This is a genomic window from Brevundimonas sp. AC546, assembly GCF_979258305.1.
In genome coordinates this window covers 1,316,201-1,333,334 of record NZ_OZ409849.1, presented here as the reverse complement: position 1 = coordinate 1,333,334, position 17,134 = coordinate 1,316,201, and the positions used below count along the sequence as shown (strand labels likewise).

General features: G+C 65.6%; 24 protein-coding genes. 12 read left to right on the top strand and 12 right to left on the bottom strand.

All coding sequences use genetic code 11. The features are described from left to right. The first annotated feature begins 212 nt into the window (after nucleotides 1–212). From ACZZZD_RS06605 to ACZZZD_RS06595, 3 genes are read left to right on the top strand one after another with little or no spacing between them, the layout of a single operon-like run. On the top strand, nucleotides 213–1,385 hold the full coding sequence (locus ACZZZD_RS06605; RefSeq protein ID WP_463433755.1) for an ABC transporter permease: 1,173 nt from the start codon (nucleotides 213–215) through the stop codon (nucleotides 1,383–1,385). Beyond that, nucleotides 1,382–2,137 (top strand): ABC transporter ATP-binding protein, encoded by a 756-nt coding sequence (locus ACZZZD_RS06600; protein WP_463433753.1) that lies wholly within the window; start codon nucleotides 1,382–1,384, stop codon nucleotides 2,135–2,137. Before ACZZZD_RS06605 ends, ACZZZD_RS06600 begins: the two co-directional genes overlap by 4 nt. 35 nt (nucleotides 2,138–2,172) lie before the next feature. Beyond that, nucleotides 2,173–3,177, top strand: a complete 1,005-nt coding sequence (locus tag ACZZZD_RS06595; RefSeq protein ID WP_463433751.1) for an HlyD family secretion protein — start codon at nucleotides 2,173–2,175, stop codon at nucleotides 3,175–3,177. 12 nt (nucleotides 3,178–3,189) lie between these two features. On the opposite strand, the gene ACZZZD_RS06590 is transcribed toward ACZZZD_RS06595, so the two are convergent. Together ACZZZD_RS06590 and ACZZZD_RS06585 are read right to left on the bottom strand one after the other, a co-directional pair. Further along, a complete protein-coding gene (locus ACZZZD_RS06590) occupies nucleotides 3,190–3,987 on the bottom strand; it encodes a crotonase/enoyl-CoA hydratase family protein (RefSeq protein ID WP_463433749.1) in 798 nt (265 codons plus the stop codon). A 117-nt stretch (nucleotides 3,988–4,104) separates the two neighbouring features. Continuing rightward, nucleotides 4,105–4,257 (bottom strand): hypothetical protein, encoded by a 153-nt coding sequence (locus ACZZZD_RS06585; RefSeq protein ID WP_167762455.1) that lies wholly within the window; start codon nucleotides 4,255–4,257, stop codon nucleotides 4,105–4,107. 157 nt (nucleotides 4,258–4,414) lie between these two features. Between ACZZZD_RS06585 and ACZZZD_RS06580 the strand changes: the two genes are divergently transcribed. Then, on the top strand, nucleotides 4,415–4,636 hold the full coding sequence (locus tag ACZZZD_RS06580) for a DUF1289 domain-containing protein (protein WP_463433747.1): 222 nt from the start codon (nucleotides 4,415–4,417) through the stop codon (nucleotides 4,634–4,636). 75 nt (nucleotides 4,637–4,711) lie between these two features. Continuing rightward, nucleotides 4,712–5,230: a retropepsin-like aspartic protease family protein gene (locus ACZZZD_RS06575; RefSeq protein WP_463433745.1), complete on the top strand. Its 519-nt coding sequence runs from the start codon at nucleotides 4,712–4,714 to the stop codon at nucleotides 5,228–5,230. On the opposite strand, the gene pgsA is transcribed toward ACZZZD_RS06575, so the two are convergent. From pgsA to ACZZZD_RS06555, 4 genes are read right to left on the bottom strand one after another with little or no spacing between them, the layout of a single operon-like run. Continuing rightward, nucleotides 5,227–5,868, bottom strand: a complete 642-nt coding sequence (gene pgsA / locus ACZZZD_RS06570) for a CDP-diacylglycerol--glycerol-3-phosphate 3-phosphatidyltransferase (protein WP_463433743.1) — start codon at nucleotides 5,866–5,868, stop codon at nucleotides 5,227–5,229. The two genes, ACZZZD_RS06575 and pgsA, sit on opposite strands and share 4 nt — an antisense overlap. After that, nucleotides 5,865–6,314, bottom strand: coding sequence for a PIN domain-containing protein (locus ACZZZD_RS06565; protein ID WP_463433741.1), 450 nt, complete (start codon nucleotides 6,312–6,314; stop codon nucleotides 5,865–5,867). Before ACZZZD_RS06565 ends, pgsA begins: the two co-directional genes overlap by 4 nt. After that, nucleotides 6,311–6,559: a type II toxin-antitoxin system Phd/YefM family antitoxin gene (locus ACZZZD_RS06560; RefSeq protein WP_463433739.1), complete on the bottom strand. Its 249-nt coding sequence runs from the start codon at nucleotides 6,557–6,559 to the stop codon at nucleotides 6,311–6,313. Before ACZZZD_RS06560 ends, ACZZZD_RS06565 begins: the two co-directional genes overlap by 4 nt. Nucleotides 6,560–6,595: 36 nt before the next feature. Then, complete coding sequence (locus ACZZZD_RS06555) at nucleotides 6,596–7,216, bottom strand: carbonic anhydrase (RefSeq protein ID WP_463433737.1); 621 nt, start codon at nucleotides 7,214–7,216, stop codon at nucleotides 6,596–6,598. 68 nt (nucleotides 7,217–7,284) lie between these two features. Here ACZZZD_RS06555 and ACZZZD_RS06550 point away from each other — a divergent pair, with 68 nt between their 5' ends. Then, nucleotides 7,285–7,521, top strand: a complete 237-nt coding sequence (locus ACZZZD_RS06550) for an antitoxin (protein WP_463433735.1) — start codon at nucleotides 7,285–7,287, stop codon at nucleotides 7,519–7,521. 2 nt (nucleotides 7,522–7,523) lie between these two features. Then, nucleotides 7,524–7,910, top strand: coding sequence for a PIN domain-containing protein (locus ACZZZD_RS06545; protein WP_463433733.1), 387 nt, complete (start codon nucleotides 7,524–7,526; stop codon nucleotides 7,908–7,910). 6 nt (nucleotides 7,911–7,916) lie between these two features. Here ACZZZD_RS06545 and uvrC read toward each other — a convergent pair whose 3' ends face one another. The 5 genes from uvrC to ACZZZD_RS06520 all read right to left on the bottom strand — a co-directional run bounded on the left by uvrC (nucleotide 7,917) and on the right by ACZZZD_RS06520 (nucleotide 12,997). Then, entirely contained in the window at nucleotides 7,917–9,782 is a 1,866-nt protein-coding gene (uvrC, locus tag ACZZZD_RS06540; RefSeq protein WP_463433731.1) for an excinuclease ABC subunit UvrC, read from the bottom strand. 16 nt (nucleotides 9,783–9,798) lie between these two features. Then, nucleotides 9,799–10,245, bottom strand: coding sequence for a DMT family transporter (locus ACZZZD_RS06535; protein WP_463433729.1), 447 nt, complete (start codon nucleotides 10,243–10,245; stop codon nucleotides 9,799–9,801). Next, nucleotides 10,242–10,865, bottom strand: a complete 624-nt coding sequence (locus tag ACZZZD_RS06530; RefSeq protein ID WP_463433727.1) for a hypothetical protein — start codon at nucleotides 10,863–10,865, stop codon at nucleotides 10,242–10,244. Before ACZZZD_RS06530 ends, ACZZZD_RS06535 begins: the two co-directional genes overlap by 4 nt. Before the next feature lie 243 nt (nucleotides 10,866–11,108). Further along, the gene (locus ACZZZD_RS06525; RefSeq protein WP_463433725.1) at nucleotides 11,109–11,579 is read right to left on the bottom strand and encodes an NUDIX domain-containing protein; all 471 of its coding nucleotides are present in this window, start codon (nucleotides 11,577–11,579) and stop codon (nucleotides 11,109–11,111) included. Nucleotides 11,580–11,707: 128 nt separating this feature from the next. Then, the gene (locus ACZZZD_RS06520; RefSeq protein ID WP_463433723.1) at nucleotides 11,708–12,997 is read right to left on the bottom strand and encodes an AlbA family DNA-binding domain-containing protein; all 1,290 of its coding nucleotides are present in this window, start codon (nucleotides 12,995–12,997) and stop codon (nucleotides 11,708–11,710) included. Between the two features lie 344 nt (nucleotides 12,998–13,341). On the opposite strand from ACZZZD_RS06520, the gene ACZZZD_RS06515 reads away from it, so the two are divergent. The 5 genes from ACZZZD_RS06515 to ACZZZD_RS06495 all read left to right on the top strand — a co-directional run bounded on the left by ACZZZD_RS06515 (nucleotide 13,342) and on the right by ACZZZD_RS06495 (nucleotide 15,957). Beyond that, the gene (locus ACZZZD_RS06515; RefSeq protein ID WP_463433722.1) at nucleotides 13,342–14,091 is read left to right on the top strand and encodes an SDR family oxidoreductase; all 750 of its coding nucleotides are present in this window, start codon (nucleotides 13,342–13,344) and stop codon (nucleotides 14,089–14,091) included. Nucleotides 14,092–14,094: 3 nt separating this feature from the next. Further along, a complete protein-coding gene (gene folB / locus ACZZZD_RS06510; protein ID WP_463433720.1) occupies nucleotides 14,095–14,493 on the top strand; it encodes a dihydroneopterin aldolase in 399 nt (132 codons plus the stop codon). 83 nt (nucleotides 14,494–14,576) lie between these two features. Further along, nucleotides 14,577–15,224, top strand: a complete 648-nt coding sequence (locus tag ACZZZD_RS06505) for a hypothetical protein (RefSeq protein ID WP_463433718.1) — start codon at nucleotides 14,577–14,579, stop codon at nucleotides 15,222–15,224. Between the two features lie 10 nt (nucleotides 15,225–15,234). After that, a complete protein-coding gene (locus tag ACZZZD_RS06500) occupies nucleotides 15,235–15,618 on the top strand; it encodes a hypothetical protein (protein ID WP_463433716.1) in 384 nt (127 codons plus the stop codon). Between the two features lie 54 nt (nucleotides 15,619–15,672). After that, entirely contained in the window at nucleotides 15,673–15,957 is a 285-nt protein-coding gene (locus ACZZZD_RS06495) for a GNAT family N-acetyltransferase (RefSeq protein WP_463433714.1), read from the top strand. 159 nt (nucleotides 15,958–16,116) lie between these two features. Here the strand turns inward: ACZZZD_RS06495 and ACZZZD_RS06490 are convergent, their stop codons facing one another. Beyond that, nucleotides 16,117–17,103: an SDR family oxidoreductase gene (locus ACZZZD_RS06490; RefSeq protein ID WP_463433712.1), complete on the bottom strand. Its 987-nt coding sequence runs from the start codon at nucleotides 17,101–17,103 to the stop codon at nucleotides 16,117–16,119. Between the last annotated feature and the right edge of the window lie 31 nt (nucleotides 17,104–17,134).

Sequence of the window (17,134 nt, the reverse complement as noted above, 5' to 3'; positions counted from 1 at the left end):
CGGCGTGTTTCCCGGAGCGTGGGACGGCCTGTCCCATCTGTTATGTTGTAACTAGCCCCGACCAAGGGCCGGCGCCAAGAGGCTGCCTCGCCCTTAGTCCTCTGATTTCAAGGCTGCAATGTCCGCTCGGTCGAAGCCTTACCCCGATTTAACTTGGCGGTGAGGCGGCTCACGCTCAGATAGGCAAACGTACCGGGGGTTTATCGACGACGATGTCGCTTGCGCTTTCAACACTGCTGTTCGAGTGGCGCCGCTATATGGCGGCGGTCATGGCTCTGGCCCTGTCGGGGCTGCTGGTCCTAGCGATGACGGGTGTCTTCATCGGCATCGGCAAGGGGTTCACCGCCGCGATCGAGCGCTCGCGCGCGGATGTCATCATCATGCAGCCGGGCGCGACCCAGTTGTTCGGCGGGTCAATGAGCGTGCCAAGCCGATTTGTCCCTCTGGTCTATAACCATCCCGACGTGATCGAGGTGAAGGCCATGGAGATCAATGGCGGCAACCTTCAGAACGTGCGCGAAATCGATCCGACCATGAGCCAGGCGGAGCGCGCAAGCCAGAAGGCGCCCCGCTCCAAGCAGGTGATGGTCAACGTCATCGACACCCAGCTCGGATCCGTCACGATCCCGGTCGATTATTCTGACGAATTGGTCGCCGCGCTGCGCCAACCCTTCACAATTGCGGTCGATGAGTCTGCGCTCGGCACACTGGGCGTCAAACTCGGCGACCGCGCCATCTACGATGGCCAGACCGTGACAGTGGTCGGTGTTTTGCGCGGCTATCCCAACATGATGCAGCCGACCATCGTCATGTCGCGCGACTCCCTGCGGATGCTGGGGCAGTCGTGGGGCAATACGAACGGCGGTCCGCTGATGATCAAGCTGCGCGATCCAAGCAAGGCTTCGGTCGTAGCGGCCCAGTTGAACACCATGGGCAAGGGTCAGTGGAAGGCGTGGACTCGGCAGGAGCTAGCCGACGCCAACGCCAAGTCGATGTTCGAAGAAGGCATTCTGGTCATCATCATCGGTGGCTGCGTCGTGCTGGGCGTCATCATCGGCGTGGCCATCACCTGGCAGACCCTGCGCGGCGCCATCATGGCCAACATCAAGGAGTTCGCGTCGTTGCGAGCGCTGGGCGTCAGCATGGGATCGCTGCGGCGTATCGTGGTCGAACTCAGCTTCTGGGTCGGTCTCGTCGGGGTCGCGGCGGCGATCTTCCTGACGTGGCTGGTGTCGTTGCTGGCGATGATGGGGGCGGTGATCATCGCCTTGCCGCTGTCGCTGCTGATCGTGGTGGGGATCGGCCTGATCCTGATCGCCATGGTGTCGGGCCTGCTGTCGCTGGGCATCCTCAAGAACAGCCAACCGGCGGACCTGCTGCGATGAACATTCATACAAAGGTTCACGGAAAGCACGGCGACTTCGCGATCGAGGCCAACGGCCTGGTCAAGCGGTTCAAGTCGGGCAAGGCCTGGGTCGAGGTCCTGAAGGGCGTCGATTTCGACGCCAAGCATGGCGACCTGACCATGGTCATGGGGCCGTCCGGTTCGGGCAAGTCCACCCTGATCGCGGCCCTGTCGGGCCTGCTGAAACCCGAAGAGGGCCGGGTGGACGTGCTGGATGTCGACGACCTGTGGAAACTGTCCTCGGGCCGGATCGACAAGTTCCGGCTGGATAACTGCGGCTTCATCTTCCAGGGCTTCAACCTGTTCCCCGCCCTGACGGCGCTGCAGCAGGTCGAGACCGTACTGAAGTTCCAGGGGCTGACGACGGGGCAGGCCAGGAAGCGCGCCACCATCGCCCTGGAAGAGGTCGGCCTGGGCCATCGCCTGCACCAGCGGCCGGCGGCTCTGTCCGGCGGCGAGAAGCAGCGCGTCGCCATCGCCCGCGCCCTGGCCAAGGATCCCAAGATACTGTTCGCCGACGAACCGACCTCGGCGCTGGACGGCGAGAACGGCCAGGTGGTGATTAAGCTGCTGCGTCGCGCCGCCACTGAACACGGCGCGGCCGTGATCTGCGTGACCCACGATCCGCGTCTGGAGGCCTGGGCCGACCGGGTCATCCATATCGAGGACGGCAAAATCCTGGACGACCAGCGCCGCATTCCCGATCCGAACGCCATCCTGGCGTCCCACTAACCGACACGACGATTTCCTCTTAGGACGACACGCCAATGCCCGGCTTTCTGAAGAAAAAACGCACCTGGATCGGCCTGCTGCTGGTGATCGTGCTGGTGGTCGGCTTCATGCTGTTCCAGTCCGCCGCCAAGACCAAGAAGGTCGAGCAGGAGAAAGCCGCGGCCACCAAGGTCGAGAGCCCCTATGCGGCCATCGCCAACGGCAAGGTCGATGTCGAGGGCGGCATCATCCAGATCGCGGCCCGTCGCGGCGGCATCGTTCGCGAAGTGCTGGTTCAGGAAGGCGACCGCGTCGTCGCCGGTCAGATCCTGGCCCGTCAGGAAGACGACGAAGCGCGCCTGTCCGTTCAGAGCGCACAGGCCGCCGTCAGCCAGGCCGAAAGCCAACTGGCCCAGATCCGCGTCGATATCCGCACCGCCCAGCGCGAGCAGGAGCGTCTGCAACGCCTGGTCGCCACCAACTTCGTCGCCGCCCAGCGCATGGATCAGGCCCAGGACGCCATCGCCACGGCCCAGGCCCGTCTCGGTTCTCAGACCGCCGCCGTCCAGACCGCCCGCGCCCAGCTGGATCAGGCCCGCTACAATCAGGAACTGACGATCATCCGTGCGCCCAGCAACGGCCGGATCGTGCGCCGCTACGCCAACCCCGGCGCCGGCGCCTCGACCCTGAACGTCTCCAACATGTTCGACCTGGAACCCGAGGCCCCGCGCATCGTCCGCGCCGAGGTGGTCGAGAGCGACCTGCCCAACCTCACCGACGGTCAGGCCGTCGAGATCAGCCCCGAGGGCGACGCGACCAAGGTCTATATCGGCGCGGTGATGCGTCGGGCCGCCGTGTTCGGCGCCCGCAAACTGGCCTCCGACGATCCGTCGCAGCGCACCGACGAGCGGGTGGTCGAGGTGGTCGCCTCGGCCGGCGACGCCCCCCTGCTGATCGGCCAACGGGTGCTGGTTAAGTTCATGAAGCCGGGCGAAACGGCCGGCGCCAAGCGTGTCGCCACGACCGGCGTCGGTCCCAACCAGGCGATGCGCGCTCAGTAGAACGCGAGTGGATCAGCGGCCGGTGAATACGCCCGGCCGCTTTTCCAGCACGGCGGCGACGCCTTCCTGATGGTCCTCGGTCAGGTGGGCGATCGCCTGCATCGCCGCCGACATCTCCAGCATCTGGTCGAAGTTCATGTCGCGCCCCTGGCGCAGCAGGGTCTTGGCCATACGCAGGGCCTGCGGCGGCTGGGCCGCGACCTGGGCGGCGGTGGTCAGGGCCTCGTCCATCAGGCTGTCATGGGCGACCACGCGATTGACCAGCCCCCATTCGGCGGCCGTCGCGGCGTCGATGGAGCGGGCAGTGAACAGCATCTCGGCGGCGCGGGCGTAGCCGATGTTGCGCGGCAGCAGCCAGGACCCGCCGTCGCCGGGAATGATGCCCAGCTTCAGGAACGGCACGCCGAAGCTGGCGCGATCCGAGGCGATGCGGATATCCGCCAGGCCCGCGATGTCGCAGCCCAGCCCCATCGCCGGCCCGTTGACGGCGGCGATCAACGGCACTTCCAGCCCATACAGCGACCGCACGATCCGATGGACCACCCGGCGATAGCGTTCGCGGATGGCGGCGCCCGACCCCTCGAACAGGTCACGCTTGTCCCGCATCGCCGTCAGGTCGCCGCCCGCCGAGAACGCCCGCCCGGCGCCGGTCAGGACCACGCAGCGGATCGACGCATCGGCGTTGACCCGCTCGCACGCCGCCGCCACCTCGTCCCCGTCGGTCAGGTCGGGCAGGGCGTTCAGCCGCGCCTCGCGGTCCAGCGTCCAGATCAGGATCGCGCCCTGTTTCTCTTCGGCGATCAAGCCCATGCGTCGTCTCCCTGTGTGCGCCCGTCATCGGCCGCGAACGCCGCGTCAGGCAAGTCCGGAATTGCAAAAGCCCCGGCCGAGACCGGGGCTTTTTCAGGCTGGGGCCGAAAAGGGCCGTCAGCGTTTCTTGATCGTATAGGGTACGAAGTTCGACGGATGGCTGACCACCCGGCTCGAGTTCGACGGCATATGCCGACTGTTGACCAGCATCCCGCCCCAAAGGGCGAAGGACATCATGGCGTGTTGGAGGTTACGCTCCTTATCGTTCATCTTGGCGTCTCCTTTCGCAGAACGATGAAAAGAGACGCGTCGTACCAATGGGGATTCCACCCTCAGTCGTTTCGCGTCAGAGGCCAATATAAGACGGTTTGATGAATTTGCAAATTTATTCGTCAGGAGTCGGAGTGTATTTTACTTCGGTGTCACAATGAGCGTCCCGGCTCCGAGCAAGCCGGGACCGCCCAAGGCCATCGCCACCCCTTGCGTCATGGTCTGCGCCGTCGATGGCGAGAGCGGCCTGTGTCTGGGCTGTTTTCGCACCTTGAAGGAGATCGCCGGCTGGCGCGCCCTCAGCGACGCCGAACGCGCGGCGGTCATGGCCGACCTGCCGACGCGGCGGTCCCAGGTTGATCCGGCCAAGCTGGGCTAGCGCGGTTCGAGGTTTAAGCTTTCGTCAGCCACGTCGTTTCACGGCATCCAAACGCCCCCCCCTTAGACAGGGGACATGGTTCGTATCGATTTTCAGTCCGTCATCGTGCTCGGCGTCGCCCTTATGGCCTCGTTCGGCACGGCGCTGACGATCCGGCATCTGGAGGGCGACGGGGCCGCCCAGGCGGCGACGCCAGTGGTCGCCGCGGCGGTCGCCCCGGCCTCAGGCACGGCGGCCCAGGTGGTCAAGGGTGCGGACGGTCACTATTGGGCCCAGGCCAGGATCGAGGGTCGCGCGGTGCGCGTGCTGGTGGACACCGGCGCCAGCGTCGTGGCCCTGACGCGGGCGGACGCCCTGCGCCTGGGCGTCGATCCTGAACCGGCGGATTTCACCGGCCGCGTCCAGACTGCCTCGGGCGTCGTGCGCGCCGCACCGGTTCAGCTGAAATCGGTCTCGGTCGCAGGCGCGCATGTTGACGCGGTCGAGGCCCTGGTCGTCGAGCAAGGCCTCGAATATTCCCTGCTCGGCATGAGCTATCTGGGCCGACTGTCGGCCTTCGAGGCCACGCCGACGGGACTGACGCTCAGACCCTAGAGGTCCCGCATCTGGCGACGGGCTTCGCTGAAATACTGCCAGCCCGTCCACAGGGTGATGATGGCGGCGAACCAGATCAGGAAGATGGCGAAGGATTCGAACGCCGGCTGCCAGGCTAGCGGCGAGCCATCAGGATTTTGCAGACCCAAGGCGCTCCACAACAGAGTCAGCTGAAGCGCGGCCAGAGCGACCATCTGCACCGTCGTCTTCCACTTGGCCGCCAGGGTGACGGGCAGTTCGATCCGCCCGGCCATGGTCTCGCGAAGCGCGGAAACGGCGAACTCACGGAACAGGATCAGGCCGCAAGGCAGGGCGATACCCGGCAGCGAACCCGAGGCCAGAACGCCCAGAATCGCGCCCGTCACCAGCACCTTGTCGGCGATCGGATCGAGGATGGCGCCCCAACGCGTGGTGGAGTTCCAGCGTCTGGCCAAAAAGCCGTCGACCCAGTCGGTGGACGCGGCGATGACGAAGATCCAGAAGGCCCAGACGCTGAACCGACCTTGCGTCTCCGGCGAAAGCCAAGCTTCCAGCGCCCCCGGCGCCGCGCCGGCCATCATGGCGAACATCACCACCCCGGCGGCCAGACGCAGACCGGTCAGGATGTTGGGGAGAGGATTGGCGCGGTGGGCGGTCATGACGGGGTCTCCAGCAGGGACGCGAGCAGGGGATGCAGCGTCTGCGCGAACGGATTGGCGACGGTGACGCCTCGATAGACGAAGCCGTCCTGCATGTCTTCGGAAAGCAGAAGGCCGCAGCCGGCTTCCGCGGCGGCGGCGAGGATGATGGCGTCGAAGATCCTGAGCCGGTGACGCTCGGCCAGCTCCATGGCGTCCGACAGCAGGCGGTCCGTTGTCGGAACCGTCTCGTAAAAGCTCGCCAACTGGCTGGCCAAGCCGCGGGCCTCGGGGGCCGGGATACGCGCCTTGACCGTCAGGACGTTGAAGAATTCGGCCAGAACTTGAATGGGCACGACAGCCTCTGTCTTCACGCGATCCATCAGGGCGCGTGCCGTTTCGCCCTTCTGAAACCCGCTGACGCCCTCGGCATAGACGAGGACATTGGTGTCGATGGCGACCTTCACCGTTCGTAGAGTTCGTCGCGGGTCCAGGGACCGATATCGATGACCGGGCGCTGGGCCGCGCGGGCGAGGTAGGCCTTCAATGCCGCCTCGCGGGCCTTGCGAGCATCGCCTTCTTGGTCGGCGGGCACAATGCGAGCCACGACCTTGCCATGACGCGTCACCGAGACGGTTTCGCCGCTTTCCACCTGCCGGAGCAGTTCGGAAAAGTTCCGATTGGCGGTCGATGCGGTGATCGCGTGGTCCATGAAGATAAAGTAGTGATTTTCACTACTTTACGCAACTCAAGCCAAGGGTTCGAACCTCGGCTTGTCGGTCATGACGGTCAGGGCGCCTTCGGCGATGCCGAAGTGCAGACCGCTGAGTTCCAGTTCGCCCTTGGCCTCGCGTTCGGCGATCCAGGGGAAGGTGCGCAAGTTTCGGATCGACAGGCGGACGATGGCTTCTTCCGCCGCGCGCTCCAGCTGGTCCGGCGCGACGGTCTCGGCGACGTGCTGGACGACGGGCGTGCCTTGCGCGACCCAGGGGGCGACGAAGTCGACGCAGCTGTCGGGCGCCCCGTGCAGCATGGCGTTGACCCCGCCGCAGTGGGCATGGCCCATGACCACGATCCGCTTGACGTTCAGCACCTTGACCCCGAACTCCAGCGCCGCCGACACCCCGTGCAGCCGCCCATCGGGCTCATACGGCGGCACCAGATTGGCGACGTTGCGGACCACGAACAACTGTCCCGGCGCAGCGTCGAAGATCAGGGCCGGATCGGCCCGGCTGTCCGAACAGGCCACGATCAGGGTGTGCGGCTTCTGCCCCTGGGCCAGCGCCTCATATTCCGCATGGGCCGTCGGCCAATGCTCGGCCCGGAAGCGGCGGTAGCCGGCGGTCAGTTCGTCTTCTGCTTGGCTCATGCTGCGCCTGTAGCGCTTTGAGCAGCGGCGATAAATCGTGTATACGCGTATACACAAAGGAGCTCGTCATGTCCGTCACCAGTCGAACATTCCGCAGCGGCAATAGCGACGCAGTGCGCCTGCCCAAGGAAATCTCGTTCGGACCCGGCGTCGAGGTCGAGATCGAGCGAAAGGGCGACGTCGTGACGATTTCGCCCAAGCAGAAGTCCGTCAAGGAGATGCTGGCCAAGCTGCGCAGCCTGCCCAAACCATCTAGCATCGGCGTGCGCCACGAGGTCGAAATACCTGAACGGCCGGGTCTTTAGGCATGGCCTATATGCTCGACACCAATGTCGCCATCCACCTGCGGGATGGCGATGCGCTGATCGATGCCAAGGTGGATGCCTTGGATCCGCCGCTTCTGCTGTCGGTCATCACCCGCGTGGAGCTTGAAACCGATCTTGGCCGCCCGGACGTGAACGCCGATGACAGGCGTGCGAGGCTCGACGCGTTGCTGCACGCCGTGCCGGTGCTGCCGTTCGGATCAGCCGAGGCGCAGGCTTATCGCGCGATCGTCGAGACCTGCGGCTTCTCTCGACGTAAGGTTCTGGATCGGATGATTGCGGCGCAGGCGATCACTTCGGGCGCGACTCTGGTGACCTGCAATGGCGACGACTTTCGCGACATCCCCGGACTGACGCTGCTGGAATGGTGAGGCGGGTTAGCTCTTCCTGAAGAAGGCGTGGATGCGTTCGGCCAGGGGTTGGTTGATGCCGGCGACCTTGACCAGGTCCGACACCGAGGCGCGGCCGACGCCCTTGGCGGAGCCGAAGGCGTGCAGCAGGGCCTTCTTGCGGCCGGGGCCGACGCCTTCGATCTCGTCGAGGGGATTTTTCTTGATGTCCATCGAGCGGCGCTTTGCGTGGGCGCCGTTGGCGAAACGGTGAGCCTCGTCGCGCAGCCGTTGCAGGTAATAGAGGGCCGGCGACTTCAGCGGCAGCATGAAGGGCGGCTTGCCGGGCATGAAGAACTTCTCCATCCCCGCATCGCGATCCGGCCCCTTGGCGACGCCGACCACGGCGATGTCGTCCAGGCCCAGGTCGGCCAGGACCGCCAGCACCTCGGCCAACTGACCCGCGCCGCCGTCGATCAACAAGAGGTCGGGACGTATGGCCTCCTCGCCCTCTTCCTCGTCCTTGACCAAGCGGGCGAAGCGGCGGCGCATCACCTCGCGCATCATGCCGTAGTCGTCGCCGGGGGTCAGGTCCTCGCCCCTGATGTTGAACTTGCGATACTGCGACTTCTGGAAGCCGTCGGGGCCGGCGACGACCATGCCGCCGACCGCGTTCGTGCCCTGGATATGGGCGTTGTCGTAGATCTCGATCCGCTCTGGCCGGCTCTCCAGACCGAAGGCCTCGCAGACCTCGTCCAGGATCTTCCCCTGGGCCGAGCTTTCGGCCAGGCGTCGGCCCAGGGCCTCGCGGGCGTTGGTCAGGGCGTGGTCGACCAGGGCCAGTTTCTCGCCGCGCATGGGGCGGACGATCTCGATCTTGCGGTCCGCCTTCATCGAGAAGGCCTCTTCCAGCAGCTCCAGCTCGTGCGGGCGGACGTTGGACAGGATCAGGCGCGGGATCGGCTTGTCCTCGTAGAACTGGCCCAGGAAGGCGGCCAGGATCTCGGGATCGGTGTCGGTCTTGTCCACGCGGGGGAAGTAGGCGCGGCCGCCCCAGTTCTGGCCGGCGCGGTAGAAGAAGACCTGGACGCAGGCCTGGCCGCCGTCGGAATGCAGGGCGAAGACGTCGCCTTCGGGGACGCTGTCGGCGCTGACGGAGTTCTCCATCGAGATGGCCGACAGGGCGCGGATGCGGTCGCGGACGCGGGCGGCCTGTTCGAAGTCCATCTCGTCCGACGCGGCCTGCATCTCCTGCGACAGGCGGCCGATGACGGCGCGCGATTTGCCGCGCAGGAACTGCTCGGCCTCGGTGACCAGTTCGCCGTAATCCTCAAGGCTGATCAGGCCGGTGCAGGGGGCCGAGCAGCGCTTGATCTGGTGCAGCATGCAGGGGCGGGTGCGGGTCTCGTAGACGCTGTCGGAACAGGACCGCAGCAGGAAGGCCTTCTGCAGCGTGTTCAGCGTCCGGTTGACCGCCCAGGTCGAGGCGAAGGGGCCGAAGTAGTGGCCGGGGGTGGTGTGGGCGCCGCGATGCTTCTTCACCTGGGGGGCGCGGTGGTCGCTGCGGATCATCAGTTCGGCGAAGGACTTGTCGTCGCGCAGCAGGACGTTGAAGCGCGGTTTCAGTTTCTTGATGAAGTTGGATTCCAGCAGCAGGGCCTCGGTTTCCGACGCTGTGACCACCAACTCCATCGACCGGGTCTGGGCCACCATCAGGCCGATGCGCTGGGTGTGGAAACGGCCCTGGGCGTACTGGACGATGCGCTTCTTCAGCGACTTGGCCTTGCCAACATAGAGGCATGAGCCGTCCTCGCCGTACATGCGATAGACGCCCGGCTTGTCCGGCGCCCGACGCGCCTCGTCGGCGATCAGGGCGGCGGCCGTCAGGTTCGAATCGAGCGTCTCCTCGGTCATCCGGGGGGATATAGGCTCACGACCGCCGAACCAGAAGGACACCCGCCAGAACAAGCCCGACGCCGGCGATGCGGCCGATGTTCAGCGGCTGGCGCGGCACGCCCAGGGCGCCGAAATGGTCCAGCGCCAGGCTGAGCAACAGCTGGCCGCCCACCATCAGGGTGATGGTCATGGCCACGCCCAGGCGCGGCACGCCCCAGGCGGCGGCGACCACGAAACAGGCGCCGTAGACCCCGCCCAGCCAGGCGTACCAGGGCAGGGCGCGCGTGGCCGCGAAGTCCGGCCGCGTGTGCATCAGGGCCGCCACGATCCCCAGCACCGTCGTGCCGACGGCGAAGGAGATGAAGGCGGCGTTGACCGGCGAGGCGACGGCCGTGGCCAGTTTGGCGTTGGTCGGCGCCTGGAGCGCGGTGGCGCCGCCGGCCAGGATGACGACGAGGATGGCGAGCAGGGACGGGTTCATGGTCCCTGGCTAGCACGGCTTTCGCCGGATGCGGAGGGCGGCTTGAGGCGGCCGGCGCGACGCAGGCGGCGGCGTTCGGCGCGGTTCAGGGGTTGAGGGTCGGGCGGCGTGAAAACAGGGTGCAATCCGTGCACTTCGTCCGGTTCGGACCCGGCGCCGTCGAAAACAGGGTGCAAACTGTGCACTTCGTCCAGATCGGGCGCGGCGGGCGCAAAATCAGGGTGCAATCTGTGCACATTCCGGGTTTCGGCGGGCGGGGTTCCGGCGGGCGTTTCGGGCGCCATGGACGACAGGGTCTCGAAGATCTTGAGCCAGCGCAGGGCCTCGGTCGCCTCGCCGTCCATCAGCGACAGTTGCAGGCGACGCCGCGCCGACAGGGCCATGTCCGACAGGTCGATGTCCTCGATGTCCTCAAGCTCGACGGCGGGATCGTACATATCGGGATCGTCCTGATCCTGTAGGCGCCAGCCCGCCTTGCGGGCGCGAACGCGAAAGGCCGAAAGGCCCAGGTCGTAACGGCGGCAGACGACGCGCGCCGGCTCGCCCGCCAGATAGTCGTCACGGGCCAGGTCCCAGACTTGCTGCGAACGGACGCGATAGACGGGGGCGGCTTGGGTCATGGGCGGACGCTGGCACGCGCCTGCGTCAGATGCGGACGCACAACGTCTCCTCCCCACAGCGTGGGGAGGGGGACCGCCCCCGGGTCTCGCCGAAGGCGAGCCCGAGGACAGGCTACGCGGTGGAGGGGCTCTTGAAGTCCCACAGGCGCCTGTGATGCGGTGAAGAGCCCCTCCGTCACGGCGCGAAGACGCGCCGCGCCTCCTCCCCATCGCGGCGCGATGGGGAGGAGGCGGTAGCGGGCCTCACCAGTCGGGATCGACCGGGGCGCCGTCGAAGATTTCGGCCAAGCGCGCGCGACAGCCTCGGTTGGTGTCGGCGGGCAGGTCGGAGGGCGAAAACCAGCCGACCTCGGCGATCTCGCCATGGCTGGTTCGCGCGCCCCCGTCGAAGTCCTCCAGACGGAAGACGACGACATGGTCGCCGGGAAAGAAGCGGTCGTTGGAATGGATCGAGACCAGGCGCGGCGGCGCCCGCGCGATCAGCCCGGCCTCTTCGTGCAGTTCACGCACCACGGCGGCCTGCGTCGTCTCGCCCCGATCCACCCCGCCGCCCGGCAACCACCATCCGGCCAGATAGGTGTGCCGGACCATCAGCACCCGCCCCTGCGCATCCACCGCCACCGCCCGCACGCCCAGCGTCTTGCCGCGCGTCAGGCGCGACCAGGCGAAGAAGAGCGGACGTGTGAAGGGTTCGACGTGGATGCGCCAGGTCATGAATACGGCAGTTCCTGGCCGCGGTGAGTGGAGAGATGTTCGATAATGTTTAGAGATTTGAGGGCCGTGCAGGGATGAAAACGGCAGCATGGGATGTGCTGCTTGCGCCGCACCTCATCCAGAAACCACTATACCGTGACGTTTCCTCCGAGTTCTTCAATGAGGAATTTAAGCGCGCGCTCGTTGTAGTTTGACGGAGTGCCCCTTTTCACCAAGCCTTTCGTCTCATAGCGCAGCCGGTCAGCGTTGGTGCGAAATGCGTAGTGCGCGAGCGCTTTGTTTCCCTTCATCTTCTTTCCTTTGATGATCGCATCTATTGCGCCCTGTTTTGCCCCGGTAGCCGTCTTCACCCGCTGGACAAGCTCGGCATATGTAAGTGGATATTCCTCCAGCACTTCCTTGGTGTTCACAACCGCTGCAATTGTTGGGGCAACCTCTCCAATTAACTTCAGCGCGGGTGCTCCGGACCGCTCTACAAACTCGCCGTCCTTCACAAAACTTATCTTCGGCAGTAGCGCCTCATCAATCAGGAATGACCCTGCCTTCCCGTCGATCTCGCCAGTAGCAAGATTCATGACCGCAGCATTTTCGATGCCGAACCGCATGATATTCGACAAATGTTTGGAGAGGATGGTTTGAGAAAGTTGCTGCAGACGTTGTTCGATTAGCCACTGTAGGTCGGTAGGACTTATGAGCCGATCTTCTCCGGGGTAGCGGAAGTAGATGTGACCCTGAGCCACGTCGTTGGCGTTGTGGATGAAAATAACTGGCTTAGTGTGGGCTTGCCCGACGTAGACGATGCCAACTTTCTTCCCATCGATTTGATGCGTCGCGGTCTGAATTTCTAATCCAATGCCGAGCTGATCCCGGATGTTCTGATTGAGCTTGTTGAGATCAAATTTTTCCAGTTTGTCGTCTGGAAGGCCTAGGACATTGAAGCTGCCGTTCTCCACTCCGAACACAAAATAGCCGCCCTTGTTGTTCGCGAAGGCGGCGATTGTCTTCATGACAAAGTTGACCGACTTCTTGCATTCGATCTGGTCGGTTTCTGTGATCGCGAGAGAGCCCGGCGCGCCGGGTTTGGGCGGCAGCAGCTTTGTCAGGCGCGCCGAGCTTAGCGGGCCGTCATCCCTTGGTGGCAACGGATCGGTTTTGATCATGAACAGATCAACTTCCGTCGTCGAGGCAGCCGGGATCGCGACGTATTTCTTGATCTGGCCGTTCTTAATGTTGGAGATTCGGCCTGTGCTGATGTCATTGGCGGCGTCTCCCCGGGCACGATTAATCAGTCCGGCGATCTGCTGGTTCGAATGCATCCCTCCCGCGATTAGCGCCTTGATTACGGCTACCTCGGCGTCATTCAGCGAGTTTCCTCGTGAGTTGGCCGTTTTAGGGGCTTTAAGCGGGACCTTAGTCATAGTGTCTCCGCCCTATGCGCGTGATCGTTATCAACTGCCCGCGCGCCTCGGAAAATTGGCGACAGGTCAACCTAAGCAACTTCATAAACTGGATGCCATCTTCGTTTGCAACCTCTCGGCGAAACCGATCAGTCTGAGTGGCGCAAACACCCGGAGGTCGCAGCGATCACTTCCGTGTCTTCAATTGCCGCCAACCAGCTTCTCAATACCCCTCCCCGCTTGAACCCCGCCCCGGTCCGCTCTAATCGGGGACGGACAACAGGAGCATCCCATGCTGGCTCTCGGCATCATCTTCGGCTTCATCGCCGTCATCGCGGCTTTCAATGCGTTCGAGTTCGGTCGGGTTGACTGAGACACCTCGCGGCGTCGCCCTGGTCACGGGCGGGGCGCGGCGGATTGGGCGGGCCATCTGTCTGAAGCTGGCCCAGGCCGGGTTCGACGTGGCGATCCATCATCATGCGTCGGGCGAGGACGCCCGGACCCTGGCCGACGAGATCGCGGGCCTGGGGCGGCGGGCGTGCCTGTTGCAGGCGGACCTGACGGACGAGGCCAAGGTGCGGGCGCTGGTGCCGGCGGCGGCGGAGGCGCTGGGGCCGGTCGGCGTGCTGGTCAACAACGCCTCGGTATTCGAGGACGACCGGGTCGGCGGTCTGACGCGCGACAGCTGGGACCTGCATATCGAGACCAATCTGAGGGCGCCCATCGTGCTGGCTGAGGCGTTCGCCGCCCAGGCCGTCGAGGGGGCCATCGTCAACCTGCTGGACCAGAAGGTGCTGAAGCCGGATCCGCGCTTCTTCTCCTACAGCCTGTCGCGCAATGGGCTGTGGTGGGCGACGCAGACCCTGGCCCAGGCGCTGGCGCCGGGCATCCGGGTCAATGGGGTGGGGCCGGGGCCGACCCTGCCGTCCATCCATCAGACGGCCGAGGATTTCGCCGCCGAGGCGCGCGCCACCTTGCTGGAAACCCCCGGCAGCCCCGAGGCGGTGGCGCAGGCCGTGCTATGGCTGATTGACGCCCGCATGGTGACGGGCCAGATGATCGCCGTCGACGGGGGCCAGCACCTGGCCTGGCGCACCCCCGACATCCAGGAGTAGCGCGTGGTTTCCTCCTCTCACGTGACGCCGTTTCCGGCGGAAGAACCGCTGCGTTTCGAGCGGCTGAGCGTGTTCGTGCGCGGGCTGGAGGTCGAGGCCGGGATCGGGGTCTATGACCACGAGCAGGGGCGGCTGCAGCGGCTGGTGATCGACGTGACGCTGGAGCTGGAGCCCAAGCCCATCGAGCGGCTGGGCGACACCATCAACTATGAGACCGTGGCCAATGCGGCGCGGGCCATCGCGGCCGAGGGGCATGTGGGGCTGGTCGAGACCTTCGCCGAGCGGCTTGCGCGGGCGTGCCTGGAGGACGGCTGCGTGCAGCGGGCCACGGTGCGGATCGAAAAGCCGGGGGCGTTGCAGGGTGTGATCGCGCCGGGGTGCGAGATCGTGCTGGGGCGGTAAGGGCGGTTGCGTCGAAACTGACGGACGGCCATTGTCGCGACCTTGAGTCCAGCCGGGCGTCCGGCGTGTGAGAAGCGATGTTCATGGCCGAACCCGGCGATCCGAAAGACCCTGCGGTCCCCAACGACGATCACGATCACGACGCCCAGGTCGGCTTCGTCTCGCCGGCGTCGCTGGCCGGGCGCGCGCGGGCGCCGGAGCCGGTCGCTGAGGACGAGCGCGAGCCGGACCTGTTCGATCCGCCGGAGCCTCGCCCGTTCGACCTGTCGGGACAGATGACGCGTCCGACGGCGCCGTTTGCGCAGAAGCCTGAGCCGAGGCCGGAGCCGCAACCTGAGACGCCCGTGACCCGCGCCATGCGCGAGCGGATGACCACCGACGCCGCGCCGCGACGCGAAGGGCCGGTCGTGCCGATGCGGCTGTATGCCGTCTATGTGCTGATCCTGCTGGCGGTGCCGACGCTGGGGGTGTCGTGCCTGGTGGCCCTGCTTGCGGTGATGAAGCGCGACGGCGCGACGGATGCGCTGGAGCACAGCCATGCCGTCTATCAGCAGCGGACCCTGTTCGGGACGGTCGCCGCGGCCGTGGTCGGGGCGATCCTGGTGGTGGTCAATATCGGGGTGCTGGTGCTGTTCGCCCTGGCGATCTGGGTGCTGGCGCGCGGCGCGTTCGGGGTGCTGAAACTGAAGAGCGGCCAGGCCGTTCCCAATCCTCGCAGCTGGCTGTTCTGAAGGACCGACGATGACGAACGAACCCAATTTCATCGCCGGACGCGAGTCCGAGGGCAAGGTCGGGGCGCTGATCGCCTGGGCGCTGTTCATCCTGTCGATCCCCAGCGCCAATGTGCTGGTGCTGGTCGGGCTGGTGGTGGCCTATGTGACGCGCGGGACGGCGACGGGCGTGGCGCGCCAGCATATCGACGCGCAGATCGCACTGTTCTGGTCGGTGTTCTGGTGGACCATCGCGGCCTGGGTGGGAATCGCGGTCAGCGCCGTGGCCTCGGTCGTGCTGATCGGCATTCCCTTCCTGCTGCTGTTCCTGCTGGTGTGGTTCCTGCTGAGCGTCTGGTTCACGGTCAAGAGCGTGATTGGGCTGCTGAACCTGCTGAACGACAAGCCTATCTGAGCCTTACGGAACGTCCTCGCAGCCTTGGCGGTTGATCGTCAAAAGGAGAGACGCATGGGAGAGTTCAAGGACAGCACGAGCGACAACCGGTTCGAGCAGGCGTTCGACGACGACAAGGGGTCGGGCCTGGTCTGGGCCGACTATGCCGTGAAGGGCGACGCGCGGATGATCCTGCACGTCGAGGCGGAGCCGTCGCTGCGCGGATCGGGCGCGGCGGGGCGGTTCATGCAGGCGATGGCCGAACACGCGCGCGAGAGGGGGCTGAAGCTGTTTCCGCGCTGCAGCTACGCCGTCGCCTGGCACAAGCGCCATCCCGATTACGACGACGTCCTGGCGTAGAAGCGCGCGTTTTCCAAAGTTCGTCATCCTCGCCCTCGTGGCGAGGATCCCTACTCCCGGTGTTTCGCGTGGCGCTCTATCGCATGGACCGGGAGTTTGGATCCTAGGCACAAGGCCTAGGATGACGGAGGTTGGGGTGAGGATTGCGCTAGGCGCGCCCTAGCCGCCCGAATAGCCGCCGATGATGGGCAGGATTTCGCCGGTGATGAAGCTCGACATCTGAGGCGAGGCCAGGAAGACGTAGGCGGGGGCGATCTCCTCGGGCTGGGCCGGGCGTTTCATCACCGTCTGGGCGCCGAACTGGGAGGTATCCTCGGCGTCCTTGTCGGCCGGGTTCAACGGGGTCCAGACCGGGCCGGGGGCGACGACGTTCACGCGGATGCCGCGCGGGGCCAGATGGGTGCCCAGCGAGCGGGCGTAGGCGTGGATGCCGCCCTTGGTCAGCGAATAGTCCAGCAGGTCCTTGTTGCCCTGAAGCCCGGTGACCGAGCCGGTCATGACGATGGCGCCGCCGGTCTTCATGTGCGGGACGGCCGCCTTGGTCATGTTGAAATAGCCGTAGAGGTTGGTCTTCAGCGTGCGGTCGAAATGCTCGTAGGTCAGGTCCTCGAAGGCGTTGACGTGCTCCTGGAAGGCGGCGTTGGGCACCAGGACGTCCAGGCGGCCGAAGGCGTCCAGCGTGGCCTTGACGGCGGCCTCGGCGAAGGCGGGGTCGGACACGTCGCCCTTCAGCACGACGGCGCGGCGGCCCTCGGCCTCGACGGCGGCCTTGGTGGTTTCGGCGTCGGCGTCCTCGTCCAGGTGGCAGATGACGACGTCGCAGCCTTCGCGCGCGAACAGGACGGCGACCGAGCGGCCGATGCCGGAATCGGCGCCGGTGATCAGGGCGGCGAACCCGTCCAGCTTGCCCGAGCCTTTCCAGAAGGGGGCGTCATACATGGGTGCGGGATCGAGCGCGGCCTCGTCGCCGGGCTTGGTCTGATGCTGTTTGGGGAAGGGCGGCACGGGATAGGGGCGGGCGCCGGCCTGGACCGCGCCGGACGGTTTGTCGTCGCCGGCCGTCTTGTCCTTGGCGTCGATGTCGCGCTGGATGGCGCGTTCGTGGTCGGCGACATCGTCAGCGCGCGCGTGGGTTCGGTCGTCCATGGAAGGCTCCTGAAGATGGGGTCTTCAGGAA